General features: G+C 71.5%; 17 protein-coding genes. 4 read left to right on the forward strand and 13 right to left on the reverse strand.

Annotated elements, in window-relative coordinates; all coding sequences use genetic code 11:
• Positions 1 to 214: 214 nt before the first annotated feature.
• The 5 genes from cbiE to ACWDX6_RS16070 form a co-directional block, all read right to left on the reverse strand.
• Positions 215 to 1432 carry a precorrin-6y C5,15-methyltransferase (decarboxylating) subunit CbiE gene (gene cbiE / locus ACWDX6_RS16050; protein WP_451485558.1) on the reverse strand — a complete coding sequence of 406 codons (1218 nt, stop codon included), beginning with the start codon at positions 1430 to 1432 and terminating at the stop codon, positions 215 to 217.
• 77 nt (positions 1433 to 1509) lie between these two features.
• Complete coding sequence (locus ACWDX6_RS16055) at positions 1510 to 2145, reverse strand: GNAT family N-acetyltransferase (RefSeq protein ID WP_451485559.1); 636 nt, start codon at positions 2143 to 2145, stop codon at positions 1510 to 1512.
• Positions 2146 to 2310: 165 nt separating this feature from the next.
• A complete protein-coding gene (locus ACWDX6_RS16060) occupies positions 2311 to 3171 on the reverse strand; it encodes a MetQ/NlpA family ABC transporter substrate-binding protein (RefSeq protein WP_451485560.1) in 861 nt (286 codons plus the stop codon).
• Between the two features lie 82 nt (positions 3172 to 3253).
• The gene (locus ACWDX6_RS16065) at positions 3254 to 3922 is read right to left on the reverse strand and encodes a methionine ABC transporter permease (protein WP_451485561.1); all 669 of its coding nucleotides are present in this window, start codon (positions 3920 to 3922) and stop codon (positions 3254 to 3256) included.
• Positions 3919 to 4971, reverse strand: a complete 1053-nt coding sequence (locus tag ACWDX6_RS16070; protein ID WP_451485562.1) for a methionine ABC transporter ATP-binding protein — start codon at positions 4969 to 4971, stop codon at positions 3919 to 3921. Before ACWDX6_RS16070 ends, ACWDX6_RS16065 begins: the two co-directional genes overlap by 4 nt.
• Before the next feature lie 598 nt (positions 4972 to 5569).
• Here ACWDX6_RS16070 and ACWDX6_RS16075 point away from each other — a divergent pair.
• Positions 5570 to 5932 (forward strand): hypothetical protein, encoded by a 363-nt coding sequence (locus tag ACWDX6_RS16075; RefSeq protein ID WP_451485563.1) that lies wholly within the window; start codon positions 5570 to 5572, stop codon positions 5930 to 5932.
• Positions 5933 to 5934: 2 nt separating this feature from the next.
• Positions 5935 to 6357, forward strand: coding sequence for a hypothetical protein (locus ACWDX6_RS16080; protein ID WP_451485564.1), 423 nt, complete (start codon positions 5935 to 5937; stop codon positions 6355 to 6357).
• Position 6358: 1 nt separating this feature from the next.
• Here the strand turns inward: ACWDX6_RS16080 and ACWDX6_RS16085 are convergent, their stop codons facing one another.
• The 3 genes from ACWDX6_RS16085 to ACWDX6_RS16095 all read right to left on the reverse strand — a co-directional run bounded on the left by ACWDX6_RS16085 (position 6359) and on the right by ACWDX6_RS16095 (position 8646).
• Positions 6359 to 6841, reverse strand: a complete 483-nt coding sequence (locus ACWDX6_RS16085) for a GNAT family N-acetyltransferase (protein WP_451485565.1) — start codon at positions 6839 to 6841, stop codon at positions 6359 to 6361.
• Between the two features lie 17 nt (positions 6842 to 6858).
• Positions 6859 to 7404, reverse strand: coding sequence for a sigma-70 family RNA polymerase sigma factor (locus tag ACWDX6_RS16090; RefSeq protein WP_451485566.1), 546 nt, complete (start codon positions 7402 to 7404; stop codon positions 6859 to 6861).
• Between the two features lie 87 nt (positions 7405 to 7491).
• Positions 7492 to 8646, reverse strand: coding sequence for a glycerophosphodiester phosphodiesterase (locus tag ACWDX6_RS16095; RefSeq protein WP_451485567.1), 1155 nt, complete (start codon positions 8644 to 8646; stop codon positions 7492 to 7494).
• A 221-nt stretch (positions 8647 to 8867) separates the two neighbouring features.
• On the opposite strand from ACWDX6_RS16095, the gene ACWDX6_RS16100 reads away from it, so the two are divergent.
• Complete coding sequence (locus ACWDX6_RS16100; RefSeq protein WP_356895083.1) at positions 8868 to 9539, forward strand: lysophospholipid acyltransferase family protein; 672 nt, start codon at positions 8868 to 8870, stop codon at positions 9537 to 9539.
• A 75-nt stretch (positions 9540 to 9614) separates the two neighbouring features.
• Here ACWDX6_RS16100 and ACWDX6_RS16105 read toward each other — a convergent pair whose 3' ends face one another.
• The 3 genes from ACWDX6_RS16105 to argH form a co-directional block, all read right to left on the reverse strand.
• Positions 9615 to 11162, reverse strand: coding sequence for an MFS transporter (locus tag ACWDX6_RS16105; protein ID WP_451485568.1), 1548 nt, complete (start codon positions 11160 to 11162; stop codon positions 9615 to 9617).
• A complete protein-coding gene (locus ACWDX6_RS16110) occupies positions 11159 to 11710 on the reverse strand; it encodes a TetR/AcrR family transcriptional regulator (RefSeq protein ID WP_451485569.1) in 552 nt (183 codons plus the stop codon). The genes ACWDX6_RS16105 and ACWDX6_RS16110 overlap by 4 nt, the downstream gene beginning before the upstream one ends.
• Positions 11711 to 11922: 212 nt before the next feature.
• Complete coding sequence (gene argH, locus ACWDX6_RS16115) at positions 11923 to 13350, reverse strand: argininosuccinate lyase (protein ID WP_451485570.1); 1428 nt, start codon at positions 13348 to 13350, stop codon at positions 11923 to 11925.
• A gap of 241 nt (positions 13351 to 13591) precedes the next feature.
• Between argH and ACWDX6_RS16120 the strand changes: the two genes are divergently transcribed.
• Positions 13592 to 14278: a L,D-transpeptidase family protein gene (locus ACWDX6_RS16120; RefSeq protein ID WP_451485571.1), complete on the forward strand. Its 687-nt coding sequence runs from the start codon at positions 13592 to 13594 to the stop codon at positions 14276 to 14278.
• 16 nt (positions 14279 to 14294) lie between these two features.
• Here ACWDX6_RS16120 and ACWDX6_RS16125 read toward each other — a convergent pair whose 3' ends face one another.
• Both ACWDX6_RS16125 and ACWDX6_RS16130 read right to left on the reverse strand, forming a co-directional pair.
• A complete protein-coding gene (locus ACWDX6_RS16125; protein ID WP_451485572.1) occupies positions 14295 to 14858 on the reverse strand; it encodes an arginine repressor in 564 nt (187 codons plus the stop codon).
• A gap of 19 nt (positions 14859 to 14877) precedes the next feature.
• A complete protein-coding gene (locus ACWDX6_RS16130) occupies positions 14878 to 16065 on the reverse strand; it encodes an acetylornithine transaminase (RefSeq protein WP_451485573.1) in 1188 nt (395 codons plus the stop codon).
• Positions 16066 to 16117: the final 52 nt, after the last annotated feature.

A 16117-nucleotide genomic window follows, 5' to 3' on the forward strand; every position in this document is an offset into this window, starting at 1 on the left:
CACCCAAGCATTGTCGCGGCCTTCGGCCATCGTGGCAGGCAGATCTGCCACGGTGCGCTGTGGACTGCGCCACGTCGCGCGTCCCCCAGGTTGCTCCGTACCACATCAGCGACCCAAAGTGGCCGCTTCGTCCGGATATTGGCGAACATGGCGCCGAACGTACCGGTGCGGTACAACAATCGGCCAGCCTACCTCGCCCGCCGAGAGCACTGGATCACGGGGCGCGATCGATCCTGCGCCCGGAGAGCAGGAAGACGACGGAGCGCTCGCGTTCCGTCCAGTCGGCGGGGTCGAGGCCGACGCTCTGCAGCAGGGCGCACTCGACGGTGTAGCCGCCGTCGGCGAGGGCCGCGCCGAGGGCCTCGGCCTCGTCTCGCGTGGCGGCGTGGGTGACGATCCGTTCGGGCCTGCGGTCGGTGCAGGCGGTGACGACGGGCACCCCGCCGCCTCCGATCCGTACGACGTCGGGTTCGGGAAGCCGCTCCAGCACGTGCGGGGCGCGGCCGGGTACGACGTGCAGCTGGACGCCGGAGCGGCGGGCGGCGGCCTCGGTCCGGGCACAGGCGGCGGGGTCGGCGTCGACCGCGATGACGGCGGCGCCGAAGCGGGCGGCCTCGACCGAGAGGGCCCCGCCGCCGCAGCCGATGTCCCAGACGAGGTCGCCGACGCGCGGGCCGAGGCGGGCGAGTTGGGCGGCGCGCAGGGTGGGGGTGGCTCCGCGTCCCTCGCCGTGCCCCACCTGCTCCTCGTGCTCCTCGGCGGGCAGCGCCCAGCCCCGTACGGCCGGGGTCTCGTGGCCCATGAGCCAGCCGCCGCCCCGGCTGTGGGAGGAGCCGCCGATGACGATGACGACGTTGGGGTCGCGCCAGGCGTGGTCGGCGGCCTTGTCGGAGGTGAGGACGGTGACCTGTTCGCGGTCGGTGCCGAGTTCCTCGCAGATGACGAAGGTGCGGTGGACGCCGTCGAGGAGGAGGGCGAGCTCGGCCGGGCCGGCGCCGGGTGAGGTGAGGACGGCGACCTTGGGGTGGGCGCGGCAGATGTTGACGGCGCGGCGCAGGGTGCGCTGGTGGGCGACGACGATCCGGGCGTCGTCCCAGGGCATGCCGGCGCGGGCGAAGGCGGCGGCGACGGAGGAGACGGCGGGGACGACCTCGACCTCCAGGCCGTGCTCGGGGGCGCGCAGGGTGCGGACGACGCCGAAGAAGCCGGGGTCGCCGTCGGCGAGGACGACGGCGCTGCCGCGGTGGCCGGCGATCCGGCGGGCGGCGAGGTCGACGCTGCCGAGGCGGATGCGTTCGGCGGTGGGCGGGACCTCGGGCAGGGCGAGATGGTGTGCCGCCCCGGCCACGAGGGTGGCGGCGGAGAGCGCGGACCGGGCCGCCGCGGTGAGGGGCGAGCCGTCCCAGCCGATCACCGTCACCCGGTCGGCCATCGTCGTCTCACTCCTGAGGTGTGTCGTTGCGGGGTCGGTGGGGTGTCGAGGGTACCCGGAGCCGGTCGGCCCGGAGATCAGCTCCAGTCGGCGTACGAGGAGTATCCGGCCTCGGTCATCTGGTCGTCGACGCCTTCGAGGTCCTCGGGGAGGAGGCCCCAGACGATGAAGTCGGTGCGCAGGTCGGTCCAGCCGCCGTCCTCGGTGCGCGTGCGGGCTATGCAGGCGCCGCGCAGCACGCCCTCGCTGATGCAGCCGATCTTCTGGGCGACCTGCTGGGAGGCGGTGTTGTCGGCCGCGGTGCGCAGTTCGATGCGCTCGAAGCCCTGGTCGCCGAAGAGCCATTGGGCGGTGGCGAGCGCGGCCTCGGAGGCGTACCCCTCACCGCGGGCCCACGGGGCGACGATGTACGACAGTTCGGTGGAGCGGACGCGCCAGTTGGTCTTGCTCAGCTGGATCACGCCGACCAGACGCTGGGTCAGGAACTCGGTGACGGCGAGGTCGATGCCGCGTCCGGCGGCGCGTTCCGTGGGCGCGTACTCGGTGATCCAGGTGTGCGCGGCCGCCTCGGTGAAGGGCTGGGGCACGGCGGTCCAGGCGGCGACCAGTTCGTCGTTCATCATCTCGGCGAGGGCCGGGGCGTCGGCCTCTTCGAGTGCGCGCAGCACCAACCGGTCCGTGCTGATGGAGATGTCCGGAAAGGTGGTAGTCATGCGCAGCTCCATGCCGAGGACCGTCCGAATCGACCGTGAACGCACAGCATGCAGCATGCAGCCGTCGGTGCGCATGGCCGGGTCCGGTGTGTGCGGAAGGCGACGAAAGCCCCGCGCACCGGACGGGATGCGGGGGCCTTCGTCACAAGGACTGTACTGCGATCCTTACTTGGCGACGGCGCCGAACGCCGGAACGACCGAGCCGTTCTTGTACGTGTCCTCGATGTACTTCTTCACCTCGGGCGAGTTGAGGAGCTTGGCGAGCTTCTGCACGCGCGCGTCCTTCTCGCTGCCCTCCTTGACGGCGAGGAAGTTGGCGTAGGGGTTGCCCTCCGCCTTCTCCAGGGCCAGGGAGTCGGTGGCCGGGTTGAGCTTGGCCTCGATGGCGTAGTTGCCGTTGACGACCGCGGCGTCCACGTCGTTCAGGGCGCGGGGCACGGTGGCGGCCTCCAGCTCCTTGAACTCCAGGCCCTTCCTGTCGGTGATGTCGGAGAGCTTGCCGTTGGAGCCGACGCCGTCCTTCAGGGTGATCAGACCGTTGTCGGCGAGCAGCTTGAGCGCGCGGCCGCCGTTGGTGGTGTCGTTGGGGACGGCGATGGTCTGGCCGGCCTTGACGTCCTTGAGGGCCTTGACCTTCGTGGAGTAGAGGCCGAGCGGCTCCAGGTGGACGTTGACCACCGGGACGATGTCGGTGTCGTTCTTCTGGTTGAAGTCGTCCAGGTACGGCTTGTGCTGGAAGAAGTTGGCGTCGACCTGGCCGGACTGGGTGGCGGTGTTCGGCAGGACGTAGTCCGTGAACTCCTTCACCTCCAGCTTCAGGCCCGCCTTGGCGGCCAGCTCGTCCTTGACGAAGTTCAGGATGTCGGCGTGCGGCGTCGGGGACGCGGCGACGACCAGCGGCTTGTCGGCGGAGGCGGCCGAGTCCTTGCCGGAGGAGGGGTCCGACGAGGTGCCGCAGGCGGTGAGGCCCAGGGCGAGCGCGGCGGTGGCGGCGATACCGGCGGTGAGCTTGATGTTGTTACGCACGAAAAGTGCCTCTTTCAGGTGGTGCGGTGGACGCCTGGACAACAAGTCCGGGCTCTTCTTCGGGAGACGAAGTCTGTAGGGGTTACGCGGTGCGTCCTCGGCGGGCGAGGAGCCGGACGGCCAGGTCGCCGATGAGCTGCACGACGGTCACGATCACGATCAGGACGACGACGGTGACCAGCATGAACTGGGTGTCGAAGCGCTGGTATCCGTAGGTGATGGCCTTGGAGCCGAGCCCTTCGCCGCCGACCGCGCCGGCCATCGCGGAGTAGCCGATGAGCACGATGACGGTGGTGGTGACGGCGGAGACGAGCGAGGGCAGCGACTGCGGCAGCAGCACCTTGCGGATGATCGTGGGCACGGAGCCGCCCATGGACTGCACGGCTTCGACGAGGCCGTGGTCGACCTCGCGGATCGCGGTCTCCACCAGGCGCGCGAAGAACGGGATGGCGCCGATGGCCAGCGGCACGATCATCGCGGTGGGACCGATGAAGGTGCCGACGACGAACGTGGTGAAGGGGATGAGGGCGATGAGCAGGATGATGAACGGCAGCGAGCGGCCGATGTTCACGATCACCCCGACGACCTTGTTGACCACGGTGTTCTGCAGCAGTCCGCCCTTGTCCGTGAGGACGAGGAGGATGCCGAGCGGCAGTCCGCCGAGGATGGTGACGACGGTGGCCCACAGGACCATGTAGAGGGTGTCGACGGTGCCCTGCTCCAGCAGGGGCTGCATCTCGGACCAGGTCACTTGGCACCTTCCTTGACCAGTACGGGCGCCGCCTCGGGCGCGGTCTCCTCGTCGACGACATCGACCTGGAGGCCCTGCTCGCGCAGGAAGCCGACCGGGACGACGTTCTCCTCGTACCGTCCGGGGAGTTCGATCCGCATCCGGCCGATCTGCCGGCCGCCCACGGTGTCCATCGCCGCCCCGAGGATCGAGATGTCGACGTTGTACGTACGGGAGAGCTGGGAGATCACCGGCTGGGTGGCGGCCTCGCCGTGGAAGGTGACGTCGACGACCGTGCGGTCGGGGCCGCTGGGGGCGCCGCTCACCGGGAAGAGTTCGGCCGCGAGCTGGGAGCCGGGGGTGGCCAGGAGTCCGCCCACGGTGCCGGACTCGACGATCCGGCCCTGCCGCATCAGCGCGGCGGAGTCGCAGACCGTCTTGACGACGTCCATCTCGTGCGTGATGAGCAGGACGGTGAGGCCGAGCTGCCGGTTGAGGTCGCGCAGCAGCTGGAGGATGGAGCGGGTGGTCTCGGGGTCGAGGGCGCTGGTGGCCTCGTCGGAGAGCAGCACCTTCGGCTCGCCGGCCAGGGCGCGGGCGATGCCGACGCGCTGCTTCTGGCCCCCGGAGAGCTGGCCGGGGTAGGCCTTGGCCTTGTCGGCGAGGCCGACGAGGTCGAGGAGTTCCAGGGCGCGGCGGGAGCGTTCGGCGCCGGAGACGCCGAGGATCTCGAGCGGCAGCTCGATGTTGTCCTTGACCGTGCGCGAGGACAGCAGGTTGAAGTGCTGGAAGACCATGCCGATGGTGCTGCGTGCCCGGCGCAGCTCCTTGCCGGCGCGGCGGCCGTTGGCGGCGAGCGCGGTGAGGTCGACGCCGTCGACGGTCACGGTGCCGGAGGTGGGGCGCTCCAGGAGGTTGACGCAGCGGATGAGCGAGGACTTGCCGGCGCCGCTCTGGCCGATCACGCCGAACACCTCGCCCTCACGGACGTGGAGGTCGACACCGTCCAGAGCGGTGACCTCGCGGCCTCGCGACTCGTAGACCTTGGTCAGGCCCGAAGTGGTGATCACAGGGGTTTTCCGTCACTGTCGAGTGCGCGGCGCGGGGTCCGCCGGGCACGGGGCATTCGTCGTTCGGACAGTCAGGCGCGGATCGGCCGGTTTCGGCGGGTGGCCGGGAGGCAGCTCGTCGCGCGGGGCAGGAGCGGTCCGGCGCCGGATGGCGGGCGGATCGGCTCGGCCGTCGGGTCTCGCTTCGGGGCGCGAGGCGCGGGCGGGGGCCCTCAGAAGGCGCACATTCGACACATACAACGAGCACCGGGCGTGCTGATCGCCTCGGTCGCAAGGGTGCGGCTGCTCGTCGTGGTCATGGCTGCAAGTAAAGCACGCGGGTATTCGACCACCTGGGGGCTGTCCGAATAGCGGACGCTTTTCCCGCAGCATGCGGACAGTGCGCGCCGCCGTCATCCACCGGTCGCGCTCTCCGTCCCGGCCGTCCGTGGCCTGCGTGGATGGCGCCTGCGGAGGGGTCACGGCGGTGTCGGCGGGGACAGGGGAGCGGCGGGGGGTGTGGTCAAGACCACGCTCTTGTCGCGCTCCCCGCCGGCCCCGGGGAGGCGGGTGGGGGGCGAGCGCATCGGGACGTTCGGCCCGTAATACCCTCGGGGCCATGCTTGACGCCCTGACGGTCGCGGTATCGGTGGCCGCGCTCGCCCTCGCCGCCTGGTGCGGCTTCGCCGCCTACCGGGACCAGCCGACGAAGGACTGGCACTTCATCGGCATAGCCGTGGTGACCGTCCTCGCGCTGGCGCAGCTGGTGGTCGGCGTCGTGCAGCTGGCGCGCGGCGAGAAGGCCGACGAGGGTACGACGATCTTCGTGGCGTATCTGGTGGGTGCGCTGTGCGCGGTGCCGGCGGCGGGCTTCATGTCGCTCGCGGAACGGAGCCGCTGGGGCTCGGCGACGGTGGCGGCCGGGGCGTTCGTGCTCGCGGTGCTCGAAGTGCGTCTCTTCGACATCTGGACGGTGGGCTGACCATGACCGTGACGCGGGAGAAGCGGACGCGGACGCGGCTCGTCCAGGGCCCCGGGATGCTGCTGGTGTGGCTGTACGGGGTGATGTCGGTGGGCGCGGTCTCGCGCTCGATCTACCAGATCGCGACCGAGTTCGACCGGGCGCCGCTCGCGTACGCGCTGTCGGCGGTGGCGGCCGTGGTGTACGCGTTCATCACGTACACGCTGGTCCGCGGCGGGGACACGGCCCGCAGGGCGGCGCTGGTGTGCTGCGCCGCCGAGCTGGTGGGCGTACTGACCGTGGGGACCTGGACGCTGCTCGACCCGTCCGCGTTCCCGGACGCCACGGTGTGGTCGGACTACGGCTACGGCTACATCTTCATCCCGGTGCTGCTGCCGGTGACCGGTATCTGGTGGCTGCGCCGGGCGCGGGCGGAAGCCGGCTGAGTCAGGCCGCCTTCTCCAGGGTCACCAGCGTGAGCCGCGGCCCGATCTCGCGGCTGGCGACCGGCTCGTACCCCCTGCTGCGGTAGAGCCGCAGGTTTCCCTCGCTGCGGTGGCCGGTGAAGAGCCGGAAGCGCTTGGCGGCGGGCACCGGGTCGCCGGCGAAGTGGCCCTCGATGGCGTCGAGGAGACGCCCGCCGAGTCCATGGCGCCGCAGCCGGGGATGGACGATCAGCTTGGCGATCCGGACGGTGCCGTCCTCGTCGGCCCGTCCGCGCACGGAGGCGACGATCTCGTCGCCGAGACGCGCCACGAGGGCGTGGCCCGCGGCGAGTTCGGCACGCAGGGCGTCCAGCGACTGGGTGAGGGGTTCGATGGACCAGTCGCCGTAGAGCTCGGCCTCGCTCTGGTAACAGAGGTACTGCAGCTTGAGTATGTGCTCCGCGTCCTGCGCGTCTGCCGCTGAGATGGTCACGCTCATGCCCATGTGCGCATGCCTCCCGCTCACCTGGTCCGCCGGTCGGTCTCCCGCACCCTTCCCATCGGGCGGGGAGCGGGAACCTCTGCAGCCAGCATTCTGCGCAGACATCCCAGGCAACGGGAACGCATCGGCCCCAGACTGCCCTGTGAGATACCCAACTCCCCTGCGATTTCCCGGTAGGTGGGGTCCGCGGGGTCGAGCATCGCGGTCAGCAGTCGGGGGCAGTGGCCGGGCGTACGGCGGACGGCGGCGCGCACGGCGCGGCGGCGTTCGGCGGTGAGGGCGGAGCTTTCGGGAGAGGTGTGCGGCGCGGCCGCCTCCTCCCCGTGGTACGGGCGCTCGCGCAGGGCGGTGCGGCGCGCACGGCGGGCCTCGGCGCGGACGGCCCGGCGCAGCCAGTCGGCCGGGCGGTCGGGGGCCTCGTGGTCCTGGAGCCGCTCCAGGAGCTTGAGCCAGACGGCCTGTTCGAGGTCGTCGGGCTCGACGCCGGCGGCGGGTGCCTCCGCGCGGGACTCGGCGGCGAGAAGGGGGGCGAGGGTGCGCAGGAGGTGGGGATCGGGAGGGGTCATGCCCGCCACGACGCGGGTGCGCCGTGGCGCGGTTGCGCGGGACGGGCCGAACCACCCGGTCGGGGGTTCCGACCGGGTGGCGCGCCGTCAGCCGGTCCGGAAGTCCTGGGCGGCCAGGAGTGCGGTGTCCGGGTTGTCGGAGAAGATGCCGTCGATGCCGGTCGCCAGGTACTTCTTCAGCGCGCCGAAGGCGTCCCCGTACGCCGCCGGGTCGGTGCCGCGGCGGAAGTCGGCGGGGAGGAAGGTGTTCTCGTTGCGGTGGGTGTACGGATGGAGGATCAGGCCCTTGGCGTGCGCGTCGCGCACCAGCGTGGTGGGCTCGCCCAGCCTGCCGTCCTTGTCCTTGGGGATGACCAGGTCGAGCAGCGGGCCGATGCCCTGCGCGTAGGAGGCGATCCACGCCAGGCCCTCGGGCGTGATGAGGTCGGCGACCGTGCGCGGGTCGCCCGCCTCGCGGAAGTCCCAGGGGCGGTCGTCCGGCGTCCACAGGAGCACCACGCGCGGGGTGGCGACGAGCTTCGCCATCCGCCGCATGCTGGTCGGCTCGAAGGACTGGAGGAATGTCGGCGAGTCGGCGCGGTGGCGTCCGTACCGGCGCAGCAGCGTGGCGAGCCGCTCCTCCAGGCCGAGGCCGACGGAGCGGAAGTAGGTGGGGTGCTTGGTCTCGACGTGCAGCCAGACCTCCCGGCCTCGGCGGCGCCCCTCCCGCTCGGCCCAGCGCAGCACCTCCTCGAAGGTGGGTATCTCCCAGCGGCCGTCGTAGAGCGTGTTCTCCTGGCGGATGCCGGGGATGCGCTCCTTGGCGCGCAGCGTCTTGAGTTCGGCGAGCGTGAAGTCCTCGGTGAACCAGCCGGTGAGGGAGGTCCCGTCGACGGACTTGGTGGTCCTGCGGGAGGCGAACTCGGGGCGGTCGGCGACGTCGGTGGTGCCGGTGATGTCGTTCTCGTGGCGGCAGACCAGATGCCCGTCCTTGGTGGGGACGAGGTCCTGCTCGATGACGTGCGCGCCCATGTCGAGGGCGAGCTGGTAGGAGCCGAGGGTGTGCTCCGGGCGGTAGCCGCTGGCGCCGCGGTGCGCGATGACGGTGGGGACGGGCAGGGAGCGGTGGCCGCGCCCTGTGCCCTTGGCCTCGGCGGCCCGGGCCGCGCCCGTGGGCAGGACCGTCGAGGCGCCGAGCACGGCCGCTCCCGCCGCTCCGAGTACCGTCCGCCGGCCCGGCGTCCGGTGTGCACCCTGTGTCATGAAGGCTCCTTCTGTGTGATGTCCCGCACCTGTCCGTGCCGGTCGGTGGTCGGTCCGACCGTAGGCAGTCACCTCTTACCTCCGGCAGACCCCGGCCGAACATGACGGAAACTCACGTCAACACTGTGTATCCGGTCGGTGAACCCGATGTGCGCACCGTGGTGACCCGCGAGTATCGTCGCCACCTGCACAGACCGCCCGCCCCGACACCGGAGGAACCGTTGTCCCGTCTCGCACTCATCAAGGCAGTGCTCGGACCGATCCTGCGCCTGATGTTCCGTCCACGTGTGGAGGGCGCCGAGAACATCCCGGGGACGGGTCCGGTCATCCTGGCGGGCAACCACCTCACCTTCATCGACTCGATGATCATGCCGATCTGCACGGACCGTCCGGTCTTCTTCATCGGCAAGGACGAGTACGTGACCGGCAAGGGCTTCAAGGGCCGGCTGATGGCCTGGTTCTTCACCAGTGTCGGCATGATCCCGGTCGACCGCGACGGCGGGCGCGGCGGTGTCGCGGCGCTGATGACGGGCCGCCGGGTGCTGGAGGAGGGCAAGATCTTCTCGATCTACCCGGAGGGCACCCGCTCCCCCGACGGCCGGCTGTACCGGGGCCGTACGGGCATCGCGCGGCTCACGCTGATGACGGGCGCGCCGGTGGTGCCGTTCGCGATGATCGGCACGGACAAGATCCAGCCGGGCGGGGCGGGGCTGCCGCGGCCGGGGCGGGTGACGGTCCGGTTCGGTGAGCCGATGGAGTTCTCGCGGTACGAGGGGATGGACCGGGACCGCTATGTGCTGCGGGCGGTGACGGACTCGGTGATGGCCGAGGTGATGCGGCTCTCCGGTCAGGAGTACGTGGACATGTACGCCACCAAGGCGAAGGCCGCGTAGCGGCGGTGGCGGATGGCCGACGGGCCGGGGTCCTCGAAGAAGGACCCCGGCCCGTGGCGTTGGGCCGCACCGGGGTTACGGGTGCTCCAGCCCGTCCTCCAGCTTCTGGCCCTTCAGGAGGAACCAGGCCGCCACCGACGTCGCGAGCAGGACCGCCGCTCCGACGCCCGCCGCGATGTTCAGGCCGTCGACGAAGGCGTCCTGGGCCGTGGAGACCAGGGCGGTCGCCGCGTCCGGGGCCAGACCGGTGGAGGCCTCGACCGCACCGCCGAGCGACTCGTGGGCCGCCGCGGCGGCGCCGGAGGGGACGCCCGCCGGGGTGGTGAAGCCCTGGTAGACGCCGGTGACGATCGAGCCGAGGAGCGCGATGCCGAGGGCCGCGCCGAGTTCGTACGCGGTCTCGGAGACGGCGGAGGCGGAACCCGCCTGCTCCTTGGGCACGCTGGAGAGGATCACGTCGGCGGTCACGGTGAAGGAGAACCCGGCGCCGAGGCCGACGACGAGCAGGGCGGCGCCGAGCAGCGGGTAGCCGGTCTCCCGGTGGACCAGGGTGATGACGGCGAGCGCGAGTCCGATCGCGGCGAGACCGCCGGCCACGATGCCCCGTACGGAGAACCGCCGGGCGTAGCGGCCCGCGATCAGACCGGTGACCACCGCGCCGATGGCGGCGGGGAGTTCGGCCAGTCCGGCTTCCAGCGGCTCACGGCCCTGGACGAGCTGGAGGAACTGGGAGAGGAAGAAGACCAGTCCGGACAGTCCGAAGACGGTGAGCAGGTCGGCCAGGACGGCGCCCGAGAAGCCGCGGTGCTTGAACAGCCGCATGTCGAGCAGCGGCGCGGTCAGCGCGTACTGACGGCGGACGAAGGCGTACAGGGCGGCGGCGCCGATGACGGCGGCGGCGACGACCTCCACGGACACGCCGTGGGAGGCGAGCTCCTTGATCGCGTAGACGACGCCGATGATGCCGACGAGCGAGAGGCCGACGCTGATCAGGTCCCAGGGGCCGGTGACCGGATTCCTGGACTCGGGGAGCAGCTTGATGCCGACCAGGACCAGGACCGCCATCACGGGCAGGTTGATGAGGAAGACCGAGCCCCAGTAGAAGTGCTGGAGCAGCGCTCCGCCGACGACCGGGCCGATGGCCGCGCCGGCCGAGGCGGTGGCGCCCCAGATGCCGATGGCGAGGCTGCGCTCCTTGGGGTCGTGGAAGATGTTCCGGATCAGCGCCAGGGTCGACGGCATCAGGGTCGCACCGGCGACACCGAGCAGCGCTCGGGCCACGATCATCATCTCGGGGCTGGTCGCGTACGCGTTGAGCACGGAGACGGCGCCGAAGGCGGTCGCGCCGATCAGGAGCAGCTTCTTGCGGCCGATCCGGTCGCCGAGGGAGCCCATGGAGACGAGCAGGCCGGCGATGACGAAGGAGTAGATGTCGCCGATCCAGAGCAGCTGTGTGCCGGACGGCTTGAGGTCCTCGCTGAGGGAGGGGGTCGCGAGGCCGAGTACGGTGGCGTCCACGGCGACCAGCAGGACGGCCAGGACGAGGACCGAGAGCGCGAGCCAGCGGCCGGGGCTCTTCACCACCGTCCCCGTCGTCGGGCTCAGCTGCTGGGTGCTGCTCATTTCTCCACGCTCCGTCGTGCGCCACCGAGCAGGAGCTCGGTGATCATGTACTGAAAGTCCTTGGTGGCGACCCGGCCGTCCATCACGGACCAGGCACAGGCCGAGACGAGGCCGTAGAGGGCCTCGGTGAGCCAGGCGGGGCTCAGGTCGATCCGGAAGGTGCCTTCCTCCTGGCCGCGCCTGAAGAGGGCACTGACCCTCGCGTCGAGCCGGGCCCAGCCCTCGTCCACGTCGTCGCCCTCGAAGAGCTGGTTCTCGGTGACGAGGAAGGCCAGCAGCTGCGCGTTGGGCTCGGTCTCGGCGACGAGCCGCCGCAGCGCCTCGTCGGCCGGGCCGTCGTCGAGGCGTGCCGCGTCGCACGCGGCCTCGAACTCCTGGAGCCCCATCGCCTCCAACGCCCTGACCAGCGCGTCCCGCCCGGCGAAGTGCCGGTGCAGGGTGGCGCGGCCGATACCGGCGGCCCGGGCGACCTCGTCCATGGTGGCGGTCGACTTCCGGGAGAGCAGGGCGGCGGCGGTGCGGAGCACCTGGTTACGATCGAGCGACATGAGACAACCATACACCGAATGAGACATCACCGTCTCATCCGATAATTCGCCGCCTCAGTGAGGCCTGCGGCTGACGGCTGGAGGCGCGAGTACGCGGAACAACGCACGGCGCCGCCGCCCTGTTGCCGCGCGTCGATCCCCGGACCGGGCTGGTCCGGCCGGACTTCGACGCGCTCGCGGACTGGGCGGCGGCGCTGTGACGGTCGTACGGGCTACTGCTTGGCGGTGGCCCAGGCGTGCTGGATCACCAGGTCGGCCTTGACCTCCACCAGCTGGGCGGCGACCGCCGACGGGGCCGTACCCCCGCGGCCGTCGCGGGAGGCGAGGGCGCCGGGGACGTTGAGGACCGTACGGACCTCGGGGGTCAGGTGCGCGGAGATCTTCGCGAACTGGTCGTCCGTGAGCTCGTCCAGCTCCTTGCCCTCCGCCTCGGCGACCTTCACACACTCACCGGCGACCTCGTGCGCCACCCGGAACGGCACGCCCTGCTTCACCAGCCACTCGGCGACGTCGGTGGCGAGCGAGAAGCCGGCCGGGGCCAGCTCCTCCATGCGCTCCCGGTTGACGGTGAGCGTGGCCATCATGCCGGTGAACGCCGGGAGCAGGATCTCCAGTTGGTCGCAGGAGTCGAAGACCGGCTCCTTGTCCTCCTGGAGGTCCCGGTTGTACGCGAGCGGCAGCGCCTTCAAGGTGGCCATCAGGCCCGAGAGGTTGCCGATCAGGCGGCCCGACTTGCCCCGGGCCAGCTCGGCGATGTCCGGGTTCTTCTTCTGCGGCATGATCGACGACCCGGTGGAGAAGGCGTCGTGCAGGGTCACGAAGGAGAACTCCTTCGTGTTCCAGATGATGATCTCCTCCGCGATACGGGAGAGGTTCACCCCGATCATCGCCGTGATGAAGGCGAACTCGGCGACGAAGTCACGCGAGGCCGTGCCGTCGATCGAGTTGCCGACCGAGCCGCGCTCGAAGCCGAGGTCCTTGGCGACCGCCTCCGGGTCGAGCCCGAGCGAGGAGCCGGCCAGGGCGCCGGAGCCGTACGGCGAGACGGCGGTACGGGTGTCCCACTGACGCAGCCGCTCGGCGTCCCGCGAGAGCGCCTGGGCGTGGGCGAGGACGTGGTGGGCGAAGAGCACCGGCTGGGCGTGCTGGAGGTGCGTACGGCCCGGCATCGCGACGTCCGGGTGCGCCTCCGCGAGGCCCACGAGCGCGTCCTGGAGGTCGGCGATCAGGCCGCCGATGATCCGGGCGTGGTCGCGCAGGTACATCCGGAAGAGGGTGGCGACCTGGTCGTTGCGGGACCGGCCGGCACGCAGCTTGCCCCCGAGGTCCGGGCCGAGGCGCTCCAGAAGGCCGCGCTCCAGGGCGGTGTGCACGTCCTCGTCGGCGACGGTGCCGACGAAGGAGCCGTCGGCCACGTCGGCCTGGAGCCGGTCGAGGCCGGCGAGCATGCGCGTCAGCTCGTCCTCGGTGAGCAGCCCCGCCCGGTGGAGCACGCGCGCGTGGGCGCGGGAACCGGCGATGTCGTACGGCGCGAGGCGCCAGTCGAAGTGCACCGAGGCCGACAGCTTCGCCAGGGCCTCGGCCGGGCCGTCGGCGAACCGGGCGCCCCAGAGCCGGACGTCACCGTTGTTGCTGCTCACAGCTACTGCTCCTCAAGAGGGTGGGTGTACGGCCGCCTCCCCGCCGCGGAGATACGGGGAGGCGGCTGTGGAACGAGTCGCGCTCAGGCGAGGTCACGCCGCGCGAAGAGGGGCGGGCGCGGACGCCGATGGGCATAAGTATGCAGAGGTATGCATGATTCGTCAACGCCGTCGCGCAAGGACGGCCCATGCGGACGCGTCGGACCGGCGTCTCGGGCGCGGCGCGCGTACGGTCCTGAGCATGCGCACCGCTCTCGTCCTCGCGTCCGCCCTGCTCGTCGCGGTCCCGCCGGTGCGGGAGGACCCGCTGCCCGCGCGGATGGCCGACACCGGCGGCGGTACGCAGCTGATCACGGCCGAGGCCCCGGACGCCCGGTCCACCACCGGGACCGTCACCTGGTGGGACCGGCGCGGCTCGCGATGGGTCGAGGCGGGCTCCGCGCCGGCCAGGTTCGGCGCGAACGGGCTGGTGGAGGGGGACCGGCGCCGGCAGGGGACCGACACGACACCGGCCGGCCTGTACGACCTTCCGTACGCCTTCGGGATCAAACCCCCGCCGGCGCGTACGCGTTCGCCCTTCGTCCGCGTCACGGACCGGTCCTGGTGGTGCCAGGACAACGACTCGCGTGCGTACAACCGCTGGGTCGAGGGACTGCCCGACGACTGCCGGGCGACCGAGGCCGAGCATCTCGTCTCGTACGGCACGCAGTACGCGCACGCCCTGGTGATCGGTTTCAACTACGCCCAGCCCGTGCGCGGGCGCGGCGCCGGGATCTTCCTCCACGTCGACGGGCGCGGCGCGACGGCCGGTTGCGTGTCCGTACCCGCGGAGGCGATGCGAGGGATCCTGGCCTGGGCCGACCCGGCGCGGCGCCCGCACATCGCCATCGGCACGCGGGAAGGCCGGACGGCGATCGTCCGGTACTGAACCGCCGCCGGCTGCGTCAGCTCTCCTTCTGCGCGAGCCGCAGCAGATGGTCGGCGAGTGCCTGGCCGCCCGCCGGGTCGCGGGAGATCAGAAGCAGCGTGTCGTCGCCCGCGATCGTGCCGAGGATCGCGTGGAGTTCGGCCTGGTCGATGGCCGACGCGAGGAACTGGGCGGCCCCCGGCGGGGTCCGCAGCACCACGAGGTTGGCGGAGGCCTCGGCGGAGATCAGCAGTTCGCCGGAGAGGCGCCGCATCCGCTCCTCCTTGGCGGACTCGCCGAGCGGCGCCTGCGGGGTGCGGAAACCGCCTTCACTGGGCACCGCGTAGATCAGCTCGCCGCCCGTGTTGCGGATCTTCACCGCGCCCAGCTCGTCCAGGTCTCGGGAGAGCGTCGCCTGGGTGACGCTCAGCCCGTCGTCCGCGAGCAGCTTGGCCAGCTGGCTCTGGGAGCGGACCGGCTGCCGGTTGAGAATGTCGACGATCCTGCGGTGGCGTGCCGTGCGGGTCTGCGGAACCGACGGCCCTCCCCCGGGCTCCGCCCGGGGGGACCCCCAGTGCTCGGTTTCCTGCGCGTCGGTCATCGTCGTCCCATTCTCCGGTTCATCCTTCCCCGTTCACCGCTCCGTCGAGGACGCCCTCGAACACCTCCAGGAAGGCGTCCACCTCCGCGTCCGTGATGATCAGTGCCGGCATGAGCCGTACGACATCGGGAGCGGGCGCGTTCACCAGGAGGCCGGCGTCCTGAGCCGCCTGCTGCACCTGGGGTGCGAGGGACTCGGTGAGCACGATACCCAGCAGCAGGCCCGCGCCGCGGACGTGGGAGACCAGCGGGTGCTTCAGACCCTCGATTCCGCCGCGCAGCCGCTCGCCGAGGCGCTTGACCTCGTCGAGGGCCCCGTCGGCGGCCAGGGTGTCCAGGACCGCGAGTCCGGCGGCGCACGCGACCGGGTTCCCGCCGAAGGTGGTGCCGTGGTGACCGGGCTTGAGCAGCTCGGCCGCCTCGCCGAAGGCGACGGTCGCGCCGAGCGGCAGGCCGCCGCCCAGGCCCTTGGCGAGGGTCACGATGTCGGGGTCGACACCCTCATGGGCCTGGTACTCGAACCAGGTGCCGCACCGGCCGACCCCCGTCTGGACCTCGTCGAGGACGAGCAGGGTCCCGGTGGCGCGGGTGATCTCGCGGGCGGCCCGGAGATAGCCGACGGGCGGGACGACGACACCGTTCTCGCCCTGGATCGGCTCGATGATCACAAGTGCGGTGCTCTCCGTGACCGCGGCCCGCAGGGCCTCCACGTCTCCGTACGGCACATGCGTGACGTCACCGGGCAGCGGCAGGAACGGAGTCTGCTTGCCGGGCTGGCCGGTCAGGGCGAGGGAGCCCATGGTCCGGCCGTGGAACCCGCCCTCGGTGGCGACCATGTGGCCGCGGCCGGTCAGCCGGCCGATCTTGAAGGCGCCTTCGTTGGCCTCGGCGCCGGAGTTGCAGAAGAAGACCCGTCCCGGGCGGCCGAAGAGCTGGAGCAGCCGCTCGGCGAGGGCGACGGGCGGCTCGGCGACGAAGAGATTGGAGACATGCCCGAGGGACGCGACCTGCCGGGACACCGCCTCGACGACCGCCGGGTGGGCGTGGCCGAGCGCGTTGACGGCGATGCCGCCGACGAAGTCGAGGTACTCCCTGCCGTCCGCGTCCCAGACCCGGACGCCCTCGCCGCGGACGAGCGGCAGCCGGGGCGTGCCGTAGTTGTCCATCAGCGAGCCCTGCCACCGCAGGCTCAGTTCCGCGTTGGTCACGGCTGCCCCTGTCCGTTCCTCGTTGGTCACGGCTCCCCCTGCCCGTTCCTCG

This window comes from Streptomyces sp. NPDC003027 (assembly GCF_053591435.1).